At 72.4% G+C, this 18,557-nt stretch carries 14 protein-coding genes, 4 tRNA genes and 1 other RNA gene; 6 read left to right on the top strand and 13 right to left on the bottom strand.

Translation table 11 applies throughout. The annotated features are described in order from the left end of the window. Positions 1-86: 86 nt before the first annotated feature. Positions 87-335, top strand: coding sequence for a DUF3073 domain-containing protein (locus ACFQ9Z_RS36385; protein ID WP_143640034.1), 249 nt, complete (start codon positions 87-89; stop codon positions 333-335). 65 nt (positions 336-400) lie between these two features. On the opposite strand, the gene purM is transcribed toward ACFQ9Z_RS36385, so the two are convergent. The 7 genes from purM to purS all read right to left on the bottom strand — a co-directional run bounded on the left by purM (position 401) and on the right by purS (position 7,995). After that, a complete protein-coding gene (purM, locus tag ACFQ9Z_RS36380) occupies positions 401-1,468 on the bottom strand; it encodes a phosphoribosylformylglycinamidine cyclo-ligase (protein WP_383030266.1) in 1,068 nt (355 codons plus the stop codon). 35 nt (positions 1,469-1,503) lie between these two features. Next, entirely contained in the window at positions 1,504-3,033 is a 1,530-nt protein-coding gene (gene purF, locus ACFQ9Z_RS36375) for an amidophosphoribosyltransferase (RefSeq protein ID WP_383030263.1), read from the bottom strand. A gap of 202 nt (positions 3,034-3,235) precedes the next feature. Then, positions 3,236-3,682, bottom strand: coding sequence for an META domain-containing protein (locus ACFQ9Z_RS36370; protein ID WP_383030261.1), 447 nt, complete (start codon positions 3,680-3,682; stop codon positions 3,236-3,238). Positions 3,683-3,739: 57 nt separating this feature from the next. Then, positions 3,740-4,537: a sterol carrier family protein gene (locus ACFQ9Z_RS36365; protein WP_383030258.1), complete on the bottom strand. Its 798-nt coding sequence runs from the start codon at positions 4,535-4,537 to the stop codon at positions 3,740-3,742. A gap of 253 nt (positions 4,538-4,790) precedes the next feature. Further along, complete coding sequence (purL, locus tag ACFQ9Z_RS36360) at positions 4,791-7,049, bottom strand: phosphoribosylformylglycinamidine synthase subunit PurL (protein ID WP_383030255.1); 2,259 nt, start codon at positions 7,047-7,049, stop codon at positions 4,791-4,793. Next, positions 7,046-7,726, bottom strand: a complete 681-nt coding sequence (purQ, locus tag ACFQ9Z_RS36355; RefSeq protein ID WP_383030252.1) for a phosphoribosylformylglycinamidine synthase subunit PurQ — start codon at positions 7,724-7,726, stop codon at positions 7,046-7,048. Before purQ ends, purL begins: the two co-directional genes overlap by 4 nt. Continuing rightward, positions 7,723-7,995: a phosphoribosylformylglycinamidine synthase subunit PurS gene (purS, locus tag ACFQ9Z_RS36350; protein WP_137307596.1), complete on the bottom strand. Its 273-nt coding sequence runs from the start codon at positions 7,993-7,995 to the stop codon at positions 7,723-7,725. The genes purQ and purS overlap by 4 nt, the downstream gene beginning before the upstream one ends. Before the next feature lie 311 nt (positions 7,996-8,306). On the opposite strand from purS, the gene ACFQ9Z_RS36345 reads away from it, so the two are divergent. The 4 genes from ACFQ9Z_RS36345 (at position 8,307) to ACFQ9Z_RS36330 (ending at position 9,414) form a co-directional block, all read left to right on the top strand. Continuing rightward, complete coding sequence (locus ACFQ9Z_RS36345; RefSeq protein ID WP_383030247.1) at positions 8,307-8,624, top strand: Lsr2 family protein; 318 nt, start codon at positions 8,307-8,309, stop codon at positions 8,622-8,624. 157 nt (positions 8,625-8,781) lie between these two features. Next, positions 8,782-8,853, top strand: a tRNA-Gly gene (locus tag ACFQ9Z_RS36340). Positions 8,854-8,934: 81 nt separating this feature from the next. Then, a tRNA-Gly gene (locus ACFQ9Z_RS36335) sits at positions 8,935-9,007 on the top strand. A 331-nt stretch (positions 9,008-9,338) separates the two neighbouring features. Continuing rightward, positions 9,339-9,414, top strand: a tRNA-Gly gene (locus tag ACFQ9Z_RS36330). Between the two features lie 69 nt (positions 9,415-9,483). On the opposite strand, the gene ACFQ9Z_RS36325 is transcribed toward ACFQ9Z_RS36330, so the two are convergent. From ACFQ9Z_RS36325 to ffs, 6 genes are all read right to left on the bottom strand, one after another. Further along, complete coding sequence (locus tag ACFQ9Z_RS36325) at positions 9,484-10,383, bottom strand: phosphoribosylaminoimidazolesuccinocarboxamide synthase (RefSeq protein WP_383030245.1); 900 nt, start codon at positions 10,381-10,383, stop codon at positions 9,484-9,486. A 69-nt stretch (positions 10,384-10,452) separates the two neighbouring features. Further along, positions 10,453-11,949, bottom strand: a complete 1,497-nt coding sequence (locus tag ACFQ9Z_RS36320) for a N,N-dimethylformamidase beta subunit family domain-containing protein (RefSeq protein WP_383030242.1) — start codon at positions 11,947-11,949, stop codon at positions 10,453-10,455. 226 nt (positions 11,950-12,175) lie between these two features. After that, positions 12,176-14,026: a hypothetical protein gene (locus tag ACFQ9Z_RS36315; RefSeq protein ID WP_383030239.1), complete on the bottom strand. Its 1,851-nt coding sequence runs from the start codon at positions 14,024-14,026 to the stop codon at positions 12,176-12,178. A 305-nt stretch (positions 14,027-14,331) separates the two neighbouring features. Continuing rightward, complete coding sequence (gene purD / locus ACFQ9Z_RS36310; protein WP_383030237.1) at positions 14,332-15,582, bottom strand: phosphoribosylamine--glycine ligase; 1,251 nt, start codon at positions 15,580-15,582, stop codon at positions 14,332-14,334. Between the two features lie 95 nt (positions 15,583-15,677). Then, the gene (locus tag ACFQ9Z_RS36305) at positions 15,678-17,978 is read right to left on the bottom strand and encodes a DNA polymerase III subunit gamma and tau (protein ID WP_383030234.1); all 2,301 of its coding nucleotides are present in this window, start codon (positions 17,976-17,978) and stop codon (positions 15,678-15,680) included. Positions 17,979-18,070: 92 nt separating this feature from the next. After that, positions 18,071-18,169, bottom strand: an RNA gene (ffs, locus tag ACFQ9Z_RS36300) — signal recognition particle sRNA small type. A 72-nt stretch (positions 18,170-18,241) separates the two neighbouring features. On the opposite strand from ffs, the gene ACFQ9Z_RS36295 reads away from it, so the two are divergent. After that, positions 18,242-18,329 (top strand) — tRNA-Ser (locus ACFQ9Z_RS36295). The last annotated feature ends 228 nt before the right edge of the window (positions 18,330-18,557 follow it).

Here is an 18,557-nt window from a genome sequence, read left to right as displayed (position 1 = left end):
CGGCCTCTCCACGGAGGGCCCGTTCCGATCATGAACGCGTGTCAGACTCTGGGGCCGTCGAGCCCCGTCACCGAGGGGGTCGAGCCATGGGGCGCGGCCGGGCCAAGGCCAAGCAGACAAAGGTCGCCCGCCAGCTGAAGTACAACAGCGGTGGGACTGACCTGTCACGTCTGGCCAGTGAACTGGGCGCATCGACTTCGAGCCAGCCGCCGAACGGCGAGCCGTTCGAGGACGATGAGGACGACGAGGACGACCTGTACTCGCGCTACGCCGACCTCTATGAGGACGACGAGGACGAGGACGAGGGACCCTCACAACATCGTCGCGGCGCTTGACCTTGCACTGAGCACTTGTCCGGTCGGTGGCACAGCCACCGACCGGCTTCTGTGCTGTCCGCAGGTCAGACCGCGTAGTCACCGACCAGCTCGGCGCCGGTCGCCTTGTCGCCACGGTCGGTGATCTCGCCGGCCACCCAGGCGTCGACCCCGCGGTCGGCCAGGGTCGTCAGGGCCGCCTCCGCGGACTCCTCGGGGACGATCGCGATCATGCCGACGCCCATGTTGAGCGTCTTCTCCAGCTCCAGGCGCTCGACGTCGCCGGTCCTGCCGACGAGCTCGAAGACGGCGCCCGGGGTCCAGGTGGAGCGGTCGACCACGGCGTGCAGCGCGTCGGGGACGACCCGGGCCAGGTTGGCCGCGAGCCCGCCGCCGGTGACGTGGCTGTACGCGTGCACCTCGGTGGTGCGGGTCAGCGCCAGGCAGTCCAGCGAGTAGATCCTCGTCGGCTCCAGCAGTTCCTCGCCGAGCGTCCGGCCCAGCTCCGCGACCTCGGTCTCCAGGGTCAGGCCGGCACGGTCCAGCAGCACGTGGCGGACCAGGGAGTACCCGTTGGAGTGAAGCCCGGAGGACGCCATGGCGATCACGGCGTCACCCTTGCGGATACGATCCGGGCCCAGCAGGCGGTCGGCCTCCACGACACCGGTGCCGGCGCCGGCGACGTCGAAGTCGTCCGCGCCCAGCAGGCCCGGGTGCTCCGCCGTCTCGCCGCCCACCAGGGCGCAGCCGGCCAGCACACAGCCCTCGGCGATGCCCTTGACGATGGCCGCGACACGCTCGGGGTGGACCTTGCCCACGCAGATGTAGTCGGTCATGAACAGCGGCTCGGCGCCGCACACCACGATGTCGTCCATGACCATGGCGACCAGGTCGTGGCCGATGGTGTCGTAGACGCCCAGCCGGCGCGCGATGTCCACCTTCGTGCCCACGCCGTCGGTGGCGGAGGCGAGCAGCGGGCGCTCGTAGCGCTTGAGGGCGGAGGCGTCGAAGAGCCCGGCGAAGCCGCCGATGCCGCCGAGGACCTCGGGGCGGCGGGTCTTCTTCACCCACTCCTTCATGAGTTCCACCGCGCGGTCTCCCGCCTCGATGTCGACGCCCGCCGCTGCGTAGCTGGCACCAGTTGTCTCAGACATGACTGTGAGAGCTTTCGTGTCGTACTGCAGGGGTGTTACGGGCGCCGGATCGCGTCGGAGGCGGCCGTGGCGGCCGGACCGGCCGCGAGCTCGGTCTCCAGCAGCTGCTTGCCGAGCAGCTCGGGGTCCGGAAGCTCCATCGGGTACTCGCCGTCGAAGCAGGCGCGGCACAGGTTCGGCTTGGCGATGGTGGTCGCCTCGATCATGCCGTCGATGGAGATGTAGGCGAGCGAGTCGGCGCCGAGCGAGGTGCCGATCTCCTCGATGGTCATCCCGTTGGCGATCAGCTCCGCGCGCGTGGCGAAGTCGATGCCGAAGAAGCAGGGCCACTTAACGGGCGGGGAGGAGATCCGGATGTGGACCTCGGCCGCGCCCGCCTCGCGGAGCATGCGCACCAGGGCCCGCTGGGTGTTGCCGCGCACGATCGAGTCGTCGACGACGACCAGCCGCTTGCCCTTGATGACTTCCTTCAGCGGGTTCAGCTTCAGGCGGATGCCGAGCTGGCGGATGGTCTGCGAGGGCTGGATGAAGGTCCGGCCGACGTAGGCGTTCTTCACCAGGCCGGAGCCGAACGGGATGCCGGAGGCCTCCGCGTAGCCGATGGCGGCCGGGGTGCCCGACTCCGGGGTCGCTATGACCAGGTCGGCCTCCACCGGGGCCTCCTTGGCCAGGCGGCGGCCCATCTCGACGCGGGAGAGGTACACGTTCCGGCCGGCGATGTCGGTGTCAGGGCGGGCCAGGTACACGTACTCGAAGACACAGCCCTTGGGCTTCGCTTCCGCGAATCGCGAGGTGCGCAGGCCGTTCTCGTCGATGGCGACGAACTCGCCCGGCTCGATCTCCCGCACGAAGCTCGCGCCGCAGATGTCGAGGGCGGCGGACTCCGAGGCGACCACCCAGCCGCGCTCCAGCCGGCCGAGGACCAGCGGGCGGATGCCCTGCGGGTCGCGGCCGGCGTAGAGGGTGTGCTCGTCCATGAAGACGAGGCTGAAGGCGCCCTTGACCCGCGGGAGGACCGCGTGGGCGGCCTCCTCGATGGTCAGCGGCTTGCCGTCCTCGTCGACCTGGGCGGCCAGCAGGGCCGTCAGCAGGTCGGTGTCGTTGGTGGCCGCGACCCGGGTGGAACGGCCGTTGCTGTCCTTGGGCAGTTCGGCGACCATCTCGGCGAGCTGCGCCGTGTTGACCAGGTTGCCGTTGTGGCCGAGCGCGATCGAGCCGTGCGCGGTGGCACGGAACGTCGGCTGGGCGTTCTCCCACACGGAGGCGCCGGTGGTCGAGTAGCGGGCGTGTCCGACCGCGATGTGACCCTGGAGCGAACCGAGCGAGGTCTCGTCGAAGACCTGGGAGACCAGGCCCATGTCCTTGAAGACGAGGATCTGGGAGCCGTTGCTGACCGCGATTCCCGCGGATTCCTGGCCCCGGTGCTGGAGGGCGTAGAGCCCGAAGTACGTGAGCTTTGCGACCTCTTCACCCGGAGCCCAGACACCGAAGACGCCGCAAGCGTCCTGGGGGCCCTTCTCGCCGGGAAGCAGATCGTGATTGAGTCGACCGTCACCACGTGGCACGCCACCGAGTGTAGGCGAGGTCGACCACTGGTCCGAATTGGGGATGCCCGGCCGCCCCGGGACGGTGTTTGTCGATCACCTTGGCGGTTTCCCGGACTTCGCAGGTCAGCGGGGTGCCGCTGGACCGGTTCCGGGCGTGGGCCCGCTCCCTCGGGCCGCGGTCCTGGGGCGCCGGCGGAATGCGTGAGTGAGGTGTCGCACATCATCCGGGGGCGCCACGGCTGAGGTGCAGGCGGTCGCCGTCCCCGTCGGTGAGCGTGAGCTTCCGGTCGGCGGTCGTGGCGGTGATGGTGCCGGTGGTGAGGAAGCGGGCGAAGGCGCGCTCGAAGGTCATCCGGTCCTCGCCGCAGGCCATCTTGGTGGACCGGATGTCACCGAACGTGATCCGGTCGCCGTGCACGGTGGCCCGGGCGCCGAAACCGTTGCAGCCGAGGTTCCCCGACGCCTGCCCGTCGGCGTCGATCCGCAGGCGGGCGGTGGCGGGCGCCCGCAGGGTGGTGCCACCCGCGGTGAGGCCGTCGACGCGCCAGTCGACGCCGGTCACGGGCTCTTGCCGCCCGCCGCCCGGACCGCTGCCCGTCTGCCCGGCGGGGGTACCGCCACAGGCCACCACGAGCGGGACGAGCACGGCGGCCGCCGTCAGGGACATGCGCTGCTTGTACCGGTTCATATGGATTCGACGGGGCCGCCCGCCCGCCGGTTCCCGTCACGCCATGAGCGGCAGCAGCGCCCCGATGTCGGCCCGCTCCCCGCTGGCGCTGACCTTCGCCGCGGCCACGGCGTCCGCGAAGTCCAGCCGGCCGGTGGCCAGCCGGATCCAGGTCAGCGGGTCGGTCTCCACGACGTTGGGCGGAGTGCCCCGGGTGTGCCGGGGCCCCTCGACGCACTGCACCACGGCGTACGGCGGCACCCTCACCTCGGTGGAGGCGCCGGGCGCCTTCAGGGCGAGGGCGTCGGCGAGGAGCCGGGTGGCGGCGGCCAGCGCCTGCCGGTCGCAGGGCACCTCCAGGCCGGGTACGGCGGCGTTGAGGTCGTCGGTGTGCACGACGAGTTCCACGGCGCGGGTGACCAGGTAGTCGTCCAGGGGCAGGGCGCCCGCGTTGGTCCGCAGCAGCCGGCCGCCGGGGTGGGCGTCGAGCAGGGCGCGCAGGCCGGCGTCGGCCTCGGCGAGGTAGGCGTCGAGGTCGGGCCGCTCGGTGACGAGACCGCGGGTGAACTCGTCGATCGCGGCGGAGTCGGCCGCGGTGGCGAAGGGCCACTCGGCCACCTGGACGTCCTGCTTCGGCGGGGCCGGCAGCTCCAGCGCCCGGTGGACCGCCGTGACGGCCATGCCGATGTGCGCGACCAGCTCCCGTACGGTCCACGCGCCGAGCCGGGTGGGCAGGGCGAGCCGCCCTGGATCCAGGCCCCGGACGCCCTCCCGTACGTTGCCGAGCTGGGCGCGGACCGCGGCACGGGTCCTGGCGGGGTCGTATGCGCGGGCGCGCCTCTTGGCCGGAGACATGACAGCGACCCTATGCCGCACGGGACCGGGCATCACCTGCATCACCCCGTCGGCCCGCTCCCGGGGTTCCAGCACGCCCTCCAGCACGCCGCAGGCGGCCGTACCGCGCGGCCCGCCGGCCGCCCGCCCCGGCCGCGTCCTTCGGCCCCCGGGGGTGCGCTCGGCGCGCGTCCGGAGGCCTCGGGCACCGGAAGACCCGCGGGCCCCGTCCGGAGTGCCGGACGGGGCCCGCGGGGCGACAGGCGCCGGGGTGTTACGCCAGCAGGGCCGGGATCGTCGCCTCGTGGGCCTCGCGCAGCTCGGTCAGGGGCAGGGTGAACTCGCCCTGGACCTCGACGGAGTCGCCGTCCACGACGCCGATGCGGGTGACCGGCAGGCCGCGTGCGCCGCACATGTCGTTGAAGCGGACCTCCTCCGAGCGCGGCACGGCGACGACGGCGCGGCCGGCCGACTCGGAGAACAGGAAGGTGAACGCGTCCAGGCCGTCCGGGACGATCAGTCGCGCGCCCTTGCCGCCGAGCAGCGCCGACTCCACGACCGCCTGGACGAGACCGCCGTCCGACAGGTCGTGCGCGGAGTCGATCATGCCGTCGCGGGAGGCGGAGATCAGGATCTCGGCCAGCAGGCGCTCGCGCTCCAGGTCGACCTTCGGGGGCAGGCCGCCGAGGTGGTCGTGGACCACCTGGGACCAGGCCGAGCCGCCGAACTCCTCACGCGTGTCGCCGAGGAGGTACAGGAGCTGGCCCTCCTCCTGGAAGGCGACCGGGGTGCGGCGGGCCACGTCGTCGATGACGCCGAGGACGGCGACCACCGGGGTCGGGTGGATGGCCGCCTCGCCGGTCTGGTTGTAGAGCGAGACGTTGCCGCCGGTCACCGGCGTGCCGAGCTGCTGACAGCCGTCCGCGAGCCCGCGGACGGCCTCCGCGAACTGCCACATCACCGCCGGGTCCTCGGGCGAGCCGAAGTTCAGGCAGTCGGAGACGGCGAGCGGCTTCGCGCCGGTGGTCGCCACGTTCCGGTAGGCCTCGGCGAGGGCCAGCTGGGCGCCCGTGTACGGGTCCAGCTTGGCGTACCGGCCGTTGCCGTCCGTCGCGATGGCGACGCCGAGGCCGGACTCCTCGTCGATGCGGATCATCCCGGAGTCCTCGGGCTGGGCGAGGACGGTGTTGCCCTGCACGAAGTGGTCGTACTGCGAGGTGATCCACTTCTTGGAGGCCTGGTTGGGCGAGGCCACCAGCTTAAGGACCTGGTCCTTCAGCTCCTCGCTCGTCGCCGGCCGCGGCAGCTTGTTCGCGTCGTCCGCCTGGAGCTCGTCCTGCCAGGACGGGCGGGCGTACGGGCGCTCGTAGGTCGGGCCCTCGTGGGCGACCGTGCGCGGGTCGACGTCGACGATCTTGCCGCCGTGCCAGAAGATCTCCAGCCGGTCGCCGTCGGTGACCTCGCCGACGACGGTGGCGATGACGTCCCACTTGTCGCAGATCTCGAGGAACCGGTCGACCTTCGCCGGCTCGACCACCGCGCACATGCGTTCCTGCGACTCGCTCATGAGGATCTCCTCGGGCGAGAGCGTGGAGTCGCGCAGCGGTACGTCGTCCAGGGTGACGCGCATGCCGCCGGAGCCGTTGGAGGCCAGCTCGGACGTGGCGCAGGACAGGCCGGCCGCGCCGAGGTCCTGGATGCCGACGACGAGCTTCTCCTTGAACGCCTCCAGGGTGCACTCGATGAGGAGCTTCTCCTGGAAGGGGTCGCCGACCTGGACGGCCGGGCGCTTGCTCGGCTTGGCGTCGTCGAAGGTCTCGGAGGCGAGGATGGACGCGCCGCCGATGCCGTCGCCGCCGGTCCGGGCGCCGTACAGGATGACCTTGTTGCCCGCGCCGGAGGCCTTGGCGAGGTGGATGTCCTCGTGCCGCATGACACCGATGGCGCCCGCGTTGACCAGCGGGTTGCCCTGGTAGCAGGCGTCGAAGACGACCTCGCCGCCGATGTTGGGCAGGCCCAGGCAGTTGCCGTAGCCGCCGATGCCCGCGACCACGCCGGGCAGCACGCGCCGGGTGTCGGGGTGGTCGGCGGCGCCGAAGCGCAGCGGGTCGACCACGGCCACCGGGCGGGCGCCCATCGCGATGATGTCGCGCACGATGCCGCCGACACCCGTGGCCGCGCCCTGGTAGGGCTCGACGTACGACGGGTGGTTGTGCGACTCGACCTTGAAGGTGACCGCGTAGCCCTGGCCGACGTCCACCACGCCGGCGTTCTCGCCGATGCCGACGAGCAGCGCGTCCGACTGGGGCGCCTTCTCGCCGAACTGGCGCAGGTGGACCTTGGAGGACTTGTACGAGCAGTGCTCGGACCACATGACCGAGTACATGGCGAGTTCGGCGCCGGTCGGGCGGCGGCCGAGGATCTCCACCACCCGCTCGTACTCGTCCTTCTTCAGGCCGAGTTCGGCCCAGGGCAGCTCGACGTCGGGGGTCGCGGCCGCGTGCTCGACCGTGTCCAGAGGCGTCCGGCTCATGCGTTGACCAGCTTCTTGAGGATCGAGGTGAAGAAGGGCAGGCCGTCGGTACGGCCCGTACCGATCAGCGGCTCGACGGCGTGCTCGGGGTGCGGCATGAGGCCGACGACGTTCCCGGCCTCGTTGGTGATGCCGGCGATGTCGTTGAGCGAGCCGTTCGGGTTGTGGTCCAGGTAGCGGAACGCGACCCGGCCCTCCGCCTCCAGCTTGTCCAGCGTGTACTGGTCGGCGACGTAGCGGCCGTCCATGTTCTTCAGCGGGATGCGGATCTCCTGGCCTGCGCGGTAGTCGCTGGTCCAGGCGGTCTGCGCGTTCTCCACCCGCAGCTTCTGCTCGCGGCAGACGAAGTGGAGGTGGTCGTTGCCGAGCATGCCGCCCGGCAGGAGGTGGGCCTCGGTGAGGACCTGGAAGCCGTTGCAGATGCCGAGGACCGGGAGTCCGGCCTTCGCCTGCTCGATGAGCGTCTCCATCACCGGCGAGAAGCGGGAGATGGCGCCGGCCCGCAGATAGTCGCCGTAGGAGAAACCGCCGGGCAGCACGACGGCGTCGACCTGCTTGTGGTCCTTGTCCTTGTGCCAGAGTGCGACCGGTTCGGCACCAGCGAGGCGGATCGCGCGCTGGGTGTCCCGGTCGTCGAGACTTCCCGGGAAAGTGACGACGCCAATACGAGCGGTCACTTGGCCGCCTCCGCGACTTCCGCTCCCTCTTCGACCTTGACGGTGAAGTCCTCGATCACCGTGTTGGCGAGGAAGGATTCCGCAAGATCGTGGATGCGGGCGAGCGCGGCCTCGTCGACCGGCCCGTCAACTTCCAGTTCGAAACGCTTTCCCTGACGGACGTCCGAGATCCCCTCGAAACCCAGGCGCGGCAGCGCACGCTGGACCGCCTGGCCCTGGGGGTCGAGGATCTCCGGCTTGAGCATGACGTCGACTACGACGCGTGCCACTGGCACTCCCGGTGTGTGGTGCTGAGCAGGTTCCTTCAGACTACCCGCACAAAATTTCTACGCGGGTAGAGTTGTAGGAAACTACGTGAGCCGCATCACGATCGGGTGACGGGCGCGCCCCCTCGCGAAAAGTTCTGGGAAAGTTCCACGGACCCACCCACGACATGTATTGCACGGGGACACGCGGGCGGATTTAGTCGGGCTTCACTTTGCATTGCCGGGCACTGTACAAATGAATTGGCAATAGCCGATACTCGGCACGTCATCACCGATGAGCTGTATCGACGTGCCGCACGAAGGGACCGATATTCGTGGCGCAAAAGGTCGTGGTCACTCTCTTCGACGACATCGACGGCTCGGAAGCGGCGGAGACGATCGCCTTCGGACTCGACGGCAAGTCGTACGAGATCGACCTGAACGAAACCAACGCCGGAAAACTGCGCAAGGCGCTCGAGCCCTACGTGGAGGCGGGCCGCAAGCGCTCGCGGTCCGGCAAGGCGTACAAGCAGACGGAGGTCGCCCCGCATCCGGCGGCCGTACGCGCCTGGGCCCAGGCGAACAAGATGGACGTGCCGGCGCGCGGACGCATCCCGAAGAAGGTCTACGAGGCGTTCAGCGCCGCGCAGTGAGGCCCGCGAAGGGGCGAGCCCTCAGGGTCCGTCAGCGGGCCCTGGGGGCCGTGCACTTGGCCGCGCCGGGAGCCGACTTGCGCAACCCCCCTGCTGATCAGCTAATGTCTGGGACACGCCGCGGGGCGAGGCCGGAAGGCCGGATCCCACGGACCGTGCGGGTGTAGTTCAGTAGTAGAACATCCCCCTTCCAGGGGGAAGGCGCAGTGTGCAATTCCTGTCACCCGCTCTGCACCGGTCGACACGACCACTCTTGTGGATCAGGTAGGCTGGTGCTCGCACCGATCGGTGGGAGCCGGTCGGGGGCAGTGCGGACGTAGCTCAGTTGGTAGAGCGCAACCTTGCCAAGGTTGAGGTCGCGAGTTCGAGCCTCGTCGTCCGCTCAGGGGAAAAGCCCCGGTCTTCTGGACCGGGGCTTTTTTGTGCGTCCGGTTCCGCCGAACACTCGCCGTCGGCACCGGACATGTGAACGGACGTGTGAAGACCACCACATCCGGCGGCCCCGGCCGAGCCGTCGTCCCACCCGTGCCACCCGCCCCGCGCGCCCCGGAAAGCGCTGCACGGCCCAGGAGTTGCTGCTCGCCGGAGATCCACCGGACGTGCGGGGCCGGCCCGTCGCCGCCCTGGCGCGGCACGGCGCCGGCACCGGCGTGCGGCAGTGCGTCCCGCGCAGCGGCGAGGTTGGGTATAGTTGCTCTCGCGCCACGGCGCAGTGCGGACGTAGCTCAGTTGGTAGAGCGCAACCTTGCCAAGGTTGAGGTCGCGAGTTCGAGCCTCGTCGTCCGCTCCACGGAGAAGCCCCCGGTTCCGGCCGGGGGCTTTCTGCGTGCCCCCGGCTTCTCACCGAGGGGCCTCGGCGTCAGGACCAGCTCATGCCGGTCAGCCGCTCGTACGCCTCCACGTACTTCCGCCGGGTGGCCTCGACGACCCGCTCGGGCAGCGGCGGCGGGGGCTGCTCGCTCCTGCGGTCCCAGCCGGACTCGGCGGAGGTCAGCCAGTCCCGGACGTACTGCTTGTCGTACGACGGCTGCGCGCGGCCGGGCTGCCAGTGATCGGCCGGCCAGAAGCGGGAGGAGTCCGGGGTGAGCACCTCGTCGGCGAGGACCAGGGTGTCGCCGTCGAAGCCGAACTCGAACTTGGTGTCGGCCAGGATGATCCCGCGGTCGCGGGCGATGTCCCGGGCGCGGGAGTACACGGCGAGCGTCGCCTGCCGGAGCTGGGCGGCGGTGTCCGCGCCGACCTGCCGGGCGACCTCCTCGTAGGAGACGTTCTCGTCGTGCTCGCCGACCTCGGCCTTGGTGGCCGGGGTGAAGATCGGGGCGGGCAGCTCCGAGCCGTCCACCAGACCCTCGGGCAGCGCCAGTCCGCAGACCGTGCGGGACTCGTCGTACTCGGCCAGGCCCGAGCCGGTGAGGTAGCCGCGGGCCACGCACTCGACCGGGACCATCTTCAGGGACTTGCAGACCAGCGTGCGGCCCGCCCAGTCGGCGGGGGCGTGCTCGGGGAGCTCGGTGCTGATCACATGGTTAGGGGCCAGGTCCCGGAGCTGGTCGAACCACCACAGGGAGAGCCGGGTGAGCACCCGGCCCTTGTCGGGGATCTCCGTCGGGAGCACCCAGTCGTAGGCGGACATGCGGTCGCTGGCGACCATCACGAGGTCGCCCGCCTCGTTCTGGTACAGCTCGCGCACCTTGCCGGTGTGCAGGTGCACCAGGCCCGGAACCTGGAGCGGCTCGGGCTTTTCTACGAATCCGGACACGGTTCCTCCCCGTGGTTCTGTCCAATGCCTCGATTCTCCCGTATGCCGGTGCTCGGGGTGCGGCCAGGGTCAGTCCCGTTTGCAGATGCGGTCCAGCAGGTTCGCCGTGGCCCGCTGGATGCGCGGGTCCACGTGCCCGGGGCGGTCCAGGGACGGTGACCAGGCGAAGGTCCCGGAGGCGAACACCCAGGCGCCGGAGGGGGCCCGGTACAGGGAGGTCTCCTGGTGCCGCTGGACGCCGTCGTTGTCGGTGTAGGGGGAGTGCGCGAGCAGGATGCGCTCGTCGTGCTCGGGCAGCGGGGTGCGCGGGAAGTAACGGTCCGCCTCGCCCGCGACCAGGCCCTCGATCTGGTCGCCCTCGTGCGCCCCGGTCGCGTCCCACAGCCAGTGGTCCGCGTTGCGCACGACCAGCGGATGCGGCTCGGGGACCCGGCCCGCGTACTGGATGCCGACGAGCTGCTGCTCGGGCCGGTCGATCTCGCGCCAGAGCACCGGCTTCCCGGGGCCCTTGCGCTTGCGGCAGGTCAGCAGCCGGTCGGGGACACCGGACGGGGACGGGCCCAGCTCCACCTGCCAGTACATGGTGTTCGCGGAGAGGAAGACCAGGGAGGTGCCGTGGTCCCTGGCGTTCTCGGCGGCCCGGCGCATCGGGACCGTCCAGTACTCGTCGTGGCCGGGGAAGACCAGGCCCCGGTACCGGGTGGGGTCGACGCGGCCGGCGTGCAGGTCGCGGGCGTCGGCGTAGGCCAGGTCGTAGCCGTAGCGCTCGGCCCAGCGGATGAAGTCGTAGGCGTGGCCGACGTGCAGGGGCAGGCCGGCGCCCGCGTACGGGCGGTCGAAGGAGACCGTGGTGGCCGCGTCCGCCTCGCCGAGCAGGCAGCCCTTCTCGTCCCACGCGTGGTACAGGCTGGCGCCGGTGCGGCCGTCCTCCGGGTAGAGGTTGTACGCCTGCCAGGTGACGTCGGGCAGCAGCAGGAGCAGATCGGCCGGGTGGTCGTCGCGGACCGTGAAGGGCACGTGGGAGCGGTAGCCGTCGGCGGTGGTGAGGACCGCCACGTAGGCGCCGACGGTCCAGTGCGAGGGCACCTGAAGGCGCCAGGAGAGCCACCAGTGGTGACAGGACACCGTGCGGTCGGCGGCCAGCGGAGGGGGCTGGACGATGCCGGAGAGCCGGGGGCTGGTGGTGATCTTCGAGGCGCCGTCGCCGCCGTAGTGGCCGATGCGGTAGATGTCGACACCGAACTGCTGCGGCGGGTCGACCGTGATGTGGAAGTCGATCGCCTCGCCGGGCGCGACCGCCCCGGCCGAGGTGAAGCCCTTGATCTGGCGGTACACGTCGTCGGCCGAGCGGGGCCCCGGCCCGGAGGTGCGCGGCGCGGGGACGCGCGGCCGCTCGCCGGCGGGCTGCTGCGGGCTCGGGTCGACGTACCAGGGCACCACGTGCCCCGTGTCGTCGAAGTACGTCTCACTGCCGCGCAACCAGGGCACCGGGCCCTGGCCGAAGGGGTCCGTGACGGCGTGCGCGAGCGCTCCGGACTCCCAGCGGCGGATGTGGTCCGAGGCCATGGACGCTCCCCTCCCTCATGCCCCCGTTGCCAGCGTGGTGCGTGCTGCTCGGTCGTGCTGTCGTATGTCGCATGCCTTTGCCATGTGCGCGGTCGGTCCCAGCACATCACATAACGCACGGACACGGTCACTGTTCGTTGCGAATTGACCTGAACTGGAAGTCTGCCCTCCGTTACGGCTCCGGATCCGCTACGACCCGGCGGATTCGTCACGGGCGTCCGGCGGGTCAGACCAGCCGGACCGGTTTCTCCGGGCGTATCCCGGTCGCGCTCAGCCAGTCGCGCAGCGGGCCGGGGTCGCCCTCCTCGATCAGGTGCAGCACCTTGGGCCCGAGGTCGGCCGCCCGCTCGCCGTCCAGCAGCAGCGAGGGGCCGTCCAGCCAGTCGAGGGCGGGGGCCGCGCCGGCCGTGTCCACGGCGGCACAGCAGACCATCGCCGTGACGTGGTCGGCGAGCAGGTCGCGTCCGGTGCGCGGGGGCTGGAGCGGGAACAGCGGCAGGGCGCCGTCGTCCCACAGCGAGGTGTCCGGGAACAGCCCGGCCGCGGTCGCCCCCTTCGGCGCGGCGGCTTCCTCCCGGGCCAGCTCGGCGGTGAGCCCGGCGGCGAGGAGCGCGCCGCGCCCGGTGCCGGGGTCGATGTCGGCATCGGCATCGGCATCGGTGCCACCGTCGGTGTCGGTGTCGCCGCCGGTCTCGTCGTCCCCGGTGGCGGGGGCGGCGGACGGCCCGGCGGGTGCGGCGAGGTGGCCGTCCGCGGTGGCGTCCGCGCCGGCCGGGGCGGCGTCCATGAGGTGGTCCATCACCCGGGCCAGCGTGGGGCCGCCCCGGTCGGGGGTGCCGGCGGCGGGGCGGACGCCGAGGGAGTCCAGGACGCGGTGCAGCCGTGCCGCGTGCGCGCGCCAGGTGCGGTCGACGACCTCCTCCGGGTACGCCTGCCAGTCCACCGGCGCCCAGTCCGGGCCGTTCTCGGCCGGGCCGCCGTGGAAGAGGCGGGCGGCGAGCAGGGAGGCGGCCTCGTCCACCACGCCGGGCTCCTCCAGGAGGTCGCAGGCGGGACGCTCACCAAGCCGGGACGCGAAGCCCTCGGCCAGCCGGTCCCGCCGGGACAGCTCGGTCAGGGCGGCCACGACACCCGCGTCCAGCCGGGAGGGCCAGCGGCCCATGCGCCAGGCGGGCAGCGCCACCTTGGTCAGCAGCCGGTCCCAGCCCGCGTAGGCGAGGCCGACCTGCTCCTGGGCGACGATCCGCAGCCCGTAGTCCACGGTCTGCGCGCGCTCGGCGGCGGCCGCGGCGACCCCGCGCTCCATCAGGGCCGCCTGTTCTCTGCAGCCGCGCAGCATCAGCCGGGCGACCCAGCCGAGGGCCGCGCACACGGCCCTGGTCAGCGGACAGCGGCCGGGCGTGGAGGCGACCGCCACCGCCGCGTCGAGACCGCGTACGAAGCGGCGGGCGGCGGCTATGTCCGGGTGCGCGGAGGGGCCCGTACCGGCGACGACCGGGGCGAGGACCGCGCGCAGCTCACCGACGCGCATCCACCACAGGAACGGAGAGCCGATGACGAGGACGGGGGCGGTGGCGGGCCGCCGCCGCCCGTCGGGGCCCGGTCCGCCGGGGCCGGGCACTTCGTCGTGCGCGGGCCGCGGGGGCGGACCGTGGGCCGGGTGGGTCCGGTCCTCCAGCCAGCTGTCGCAGTCCGGGGTGAGCGCTATGGCCGAGGGCGCGGGGACGTCGAGCCGGTCGGCGAGGTCGCGCACCAGCCGGTACAGGTCCGGGGCCGATTTTTCCGCGACCGGGACCGTGGGGCTCACGGCCGGGCGGGCGCGAGCCACCACCAGCGCGATGCCGGTGGCGGCCAGCAGCACGAGCGCGGCCGGCACGCCCACGGCCCAGCGGGCGGTGTCCCAGCCCGGGCCGGTGAGCCTGCCGGTGGCGCCGCCCGTCAGCAGGACCACCTCGACGGCCGCCGGCAGCAGGGCCACGCCCAGTGCCCGGCCGCGGACGCGCAGCACGGCCAGGGCCCACGAGCGCGCGGCCCGCGCGCCCGCCTCGGCTCCGAGTCCCGTTCCGCTCGCGGTCATGACCCGACCTCACCCCCTCCCTGCCGGTGCCGCGCTGTCCTGGCGTTGCTCACTCCCCCACTGTGACACCCGTCACTGACATCGCAATGCCGGTGAGCCAAGTGCCGGAACGCTTGCGCCGCACCATAGTTGGGGCTCCGGGCCAAGTCAGCCGTATGGGGGATTGCTCACTCGATGGAATGGCTTTGGTCAGAGGTGGGTGACGGACAGCAAGGGTCAGGCCCCGGATTCGGGATCCGGGGCCTGCGGTGTTCGGGAGGGCGGTGCGGGCCGGTCAGGCGCTCGCCGCCCGCTGAGCGGGCCGGTCAGGCGCTCGCCGCCCGCTCAGCGATGTCCGTGCGGTGCTGGGAGCCGTCGAGACTGATCCGGGCCACCGCCCGGTACGCCCGCTCGCGCGCCCCGGCGAGGTCCTCGCCGGTCGCCGTGACCGACAGCACCCGCCCGCCCGCGCTGACGACCGCGTCGCCGTCCCGCTTGGTCCCGGCGTGCAGTACGTAGGCGTGCGGGGCGTCCTCGGCGGCCACCTCGTCCAGGCCGGTGATGGGGTCACCGGTGCGTGGGGCGCCGGGGTAGTTGTGCGAGGCGACCACCACGGTGACGGCGGCGTCCTCGCTCCAGCGCAGCGGCTCGAGGTCGGCCAGGGTGCCGTTCGCCGCGGAGAGCAGCACGCCGCCCAGCGGGGTCCTCAGCCGGGCCAGCACGACCTGGGTCTCGGGGTCGCCGAAGCGGGCGTTGAACTCGATGACGCGCACGCCGCGCGAGGTGATCGCGAGACCGGCGTACAGAAGTCCGGAGAACGGGGTGCCCCGGCGCCGCATCTCGTCCACGGTGGGCTGCAGCACCGTCTGCAGCACCTCGTCGACCAGCTTGGGGTCCGCCCACGGCAGCGGCGAGTACGCACCCATGCCGCCGGTGTTGGGACCCTCGTCGCCGTCCAGGGCGCGCTTGAAGTCCTGGGCGGGCTGGAGCGGTACGACGGTCCGTCCGTCGGTGATGGCGAACAGCGACACCTCGGGGCCGTCGAGGAACTCCTCGACGACCACCTGCGCGCAGGCCGCCGCGTGCGCCTTGGCCGCGTCGAGGTCGGAGGTGACCACGACGCCCTTGCCGGCGGCGAGACCGTCGTCCTTGACGACGTAGGGCGCCCCGAAGGCGTCCAGGGCCTCGGCGGCCTCGGCCGGGGTGGTGCAGACGTACGACCGCGCGGTCGGCACGCCGGCCGCCGCCATCACGTCCTTGGCGAAGGCCTTGGATCCCTCGAGCCGCGCGGCCTCCCGGGAGGGGCCGAACACCGGGATGCCCGCCTCCCGCACCGCGTCGGCCACGCCGGCGACCAGCGGGGCCTCCGGGCCGACGACGACGAGGTCGGCCCCGAGGTCACCGGCCAGCGCGGCCACGGCCTTGCCGTCGAGCGCGTCGACCTGGTGCAGCTCGGCCACCTCGGCGATGCCGGCGTTGCCGGGTGCGCAGTGCAGGGCGGTGATGTCGGGGTCGAGGGACAGGGAGCGGCACAGGGCGTGTTCGCGGGCACCGCTGCCGATGACGAGGACCTTCACGGGGTTCAGCCTAATGGCAAGGTTGCCGAAGTCCGCCGGGCGGGTTTCCTGTGGGTTCCTACGAACGGCGGGCCCGAGCCGCCGGCCGCGGCCCGCTACTCGTTGGTGAACTCCTCCACGACCGTCGCCCCCAGCTCCCGCACGATCAGCTCGTGTCCGGACAGGGCGGACTCGTCGAGGTCGGGGTCGTCGTCCTCGGGGATGTCGTCCTCGGGGGCGACTGGGGCAGGCTCGGGCGCCCGGGCGGGCTGTGGAGCGGGGGCGGTCCGCGCCGGGGCGGGCGGTGCGCCGCCCTGGGACGCGGCAGGTGCGGGCGCGGCCGGCTGCGGCGCGGCGGGGCGGGGGGCGGCCGGGGCGCCGTAGCCGCCGGCGGGTGCGCCGCCGTAGCCCGCGCCGCCGCCCCCGCCGAAGCCCGGAGCGCCGCCGGGCGCCGGGGGCGCGGAGCCGCCCGAGGGGTCGATGACCGCCTCGATCTTCCACTGCACGTTGAACTGCTCGGCCAGCGCCTGGCGCAGCACATCCTCGCTGCCGCTGCCGGCGAAGTTGTCCCGGGCGCCGGCGTTGACGAAGCCGAGCTGGAGGGTGGTGCCGTCGAACCCGGCCACCTGGGCGTTCTGGCTGAGCAGGATCCAGGTGAAGCGCCTGCGGTTCTTGACGGCCTCGAGGATGTCGGGCCAGAGCATGCGGGGGTCCAGCCCGCCGGCCGGTGCCGCCGCCGGGGCCGGGGCGCCCGGCGCGGGGGCCGCCGGAGCGGACGGCGCCTGGCGCTGCGGCTGGGAGCGGGCCGGATCGGCGCCGCCCTGCTGCGAGCCCGCCGCTGCGGCCGTCGGCCAGCCGCCGGGCCGCCGCCCGCCACCGGCCGTCGCGGCGGTCGGCCAGGCGCCGGGGGCCTGCGCGGAGGCGGGGGCCGAGGGCTCGGCGGGAGCGGCCGCCGCGGGCGCGGGGGCCTGCGCAGCGGGTGCGGGCGCGGGGGAGGCCGTGGCGGGTGCGGGAGCCGGTGCCGGAGCGGGCGCCGGTGCGGGTTCGGTCGCCGTCGGCTGCCCGGTGACCGGGCCCCCGGGACCGGGGCCGGCGGGCCCATCGGGTCCGGCGGGCGGTCCGCCCGCTCCCCGTACGGCCGCGCGGGCCGCGGCGGGGCCGCCGCCGGGCGGCACCGGCGCGCCGACCGGGGCCGTACCCGCGTGGGCGCCGGGGCCCGGGACGTACCCCATGGCGGGCGCGCCGCCGCCCGAGAGGTCGACGCCGCGCTCCAGCCGGTCCAGGCGGGCCATGACGGACCGCTCGTCGCCGTAGGCAGCGGGGAGCAGCACCCGGGCACAGATCAGTTCGAGCTGGAGGCGCGGCGAGTTGGCGCCCCGCATCTCGGTGAGGCCCTCGTTGACGAGGTCGGCGGCGCGACTCAGCTCGGCCGCGCCGAAGATGGAGGCCTGCGCCTGCATGCGCTCCAGCACGTCGGCCGGGGCGTCGATCAGCCCCTTCTCGACGGCGTCCGGAACCGCCGCGAGGATCACCAGGTCCCGCAGCCGCTCCAGCAGATCGGCGACGAAACGGCGCGGGTCGTTGCCGCCTTCGATGATCCGGTCGACGACCTCGAAGGCGGCGGCCCCGTCACCGGTGGCGAAGGCCTCGACGACGGAGTCGAGCAGCGACCCGTCGGTGTACCCGAGCAGGGAGGTGGCCATGGCATACGTCACACCCTCCTCGGCCGCGCCGGCGAGGAGCTGGTCCATGACGGACATCGAGTCACGCACGGATCCGGCGCCGGCCCGCACGACGAGCGGCAGCACGCCCTCCTCGACCGGGATGTCCTCCCGCCCGCACACCTCGGCCAGGTAGTCCCGCAGGGTGCCCGGCGGGACCAGCCGGAAGGGGTAGTGATGGGTCCGCGACCGGATCGTGCCGATGACCTTCTCGGGCTCGGTGGTGGCGAAGATGAACTTGAGGTGCTCCGGGGGCTCCTCCACGACCTTCAGCAGCGCGTTGAAGCCGGCCGACGTGACCATGTGGGCCTCGTCGATGATGTAGATCTTGTAGCGGCTGCTCGCGGGTCCGAAGAAGGCCTTCTCGCGCAGCTCACGGGCGTCGTCCACACCACCGTGAGAGGCCGCGTCGATCTCGATGACGTCGATCGAACCCGGCCCGTTCCTGGCCAGGTCACGGCAGGACTGGCACTCGCCGCAGGGGGTCGGGGTGGGGCCCTGCTCACAGTTCAGGCAGCGGGCCAGGATGCGCGCGCTGGTCGTCTTCCCGCAGCCACGCGGCCCGCTGAACAGGTACGCGTGATTGACCCGGTTGTTCCGCAGCGCCTGCTGCAGCGGGTCGGTGACATGCTCCTGCCCGATGACCTCGCCAAAGGTCTCCGGGCGATAGCGGCGGTACAGCGCGAGAGACGACACGCATACGAGGTTATAGGCGACCACTGACAACCAACCCCGCCCAAGGCTCCCGGCCCGGACCCGACCCGCCCCCGCCCCCGCCCCCGCCCGGGAACGCAAGCGCCCCTCACGCACCCGCCAGAGCCAACCTACCCTTGCTGCCTTCCGGCCCTGGGGGAGTTCAGTCAGATAGCGCCGCGTGAGGGGCTGCGCCCACAGTACCCGATGGCGGCGTGCGAGAACGAGTTCGCGAGCACTCCCCTCGGTCATGTAATGTTTCCGGCGGAGGATTCGCCTAGAGGCCTAGGGCGCACGCTTGGAAAGCGTGTTGGGGGCAACCCCTCACGAGTTCGAATCTCGTATCCTCCGCCAGTGCCTCACCGGGCACGATGTCGAAGGGCCCCACCGCTTGCGGTGGGGCCCTTCGACATCGTGCGTCTCGGTTTCCGTCCCAGTGGGCTTTTTCCTCGGAGCCGGGAGGCGCCCAGACGTCACCGACCTGCTGTCACGGCTTGAGGACGACCTTCTCGCAGTGGTCCTTCTTGTTCTTGAACAGGTCGTAGCCGGTCGGTGCCTCGGTCAGGGGCAGCCGGTGGGTGA

The organism is Streptomyces sp. NPDC056580 (genome assembly GCF_042793175.1).
Classification (GTDB): domain Bacteria; phylum Actinomycetota; class Actinomycetes; order Streptomycetales; family Streptomycetaceae; genus Streptomyces.
Note: the sequence above shows the minus strand (reverse complement) of the source record. Positions and strands in the feature narration are given on the sequence as shown.

Coding starts and splice junctions, on each gene's coding strand:
- ACFQ9Z_RS36365 (WP_383030258.1), bottom strand. CDS start 4,537: ATGTCTCCGGCCAAGAGGCGCGCCCGCGCATACGACCCCGCCAGGACC.
- ACFQ9Z_RS36385 (WP_143640034.1), top strand. CDS start 87: ATGGGGCGCGGCCGGGCCAAGGCCAAGCAGACAAAGGTCGCCCGCCAG.
- ACFQ9Z_RS36315 (WP_383030239.1), bottom strand. CDS start 14,026: ATGACCGCGAGCGGAACGGGACTCGGAGCCGAGGCGGGCGCGCGGGCC.
- purM (WP_383030266.1), bottom strand. CDS start 1,468: ATGTCTGAGACAACTGGTGCCAGCTACGCAGCGGCGGGCGTCGACATC.
- purL (WP_383030255.1), bottom strand. CDS start 7,049: ATGAGCCGGACGCCTCTGGACACGGTCGAGCACGCGGCCGCGACCCCC.
- ACFQ9Z_RS36370 (WP_383030261.1), bottom strand. CDS start 3,682: ATGTCCCTGACGGCGGCCGCCGTGCTCGTCCCGCTCGTGGTGGCCTGT.
- ACFQ9Z_RS36320 (WP_383030242.1), bottom strand. CDS start 11,949: ATGGCCTCGGACCACATCCGCCGCTGGGAGTCCGGAGCGCTCGCGCAC.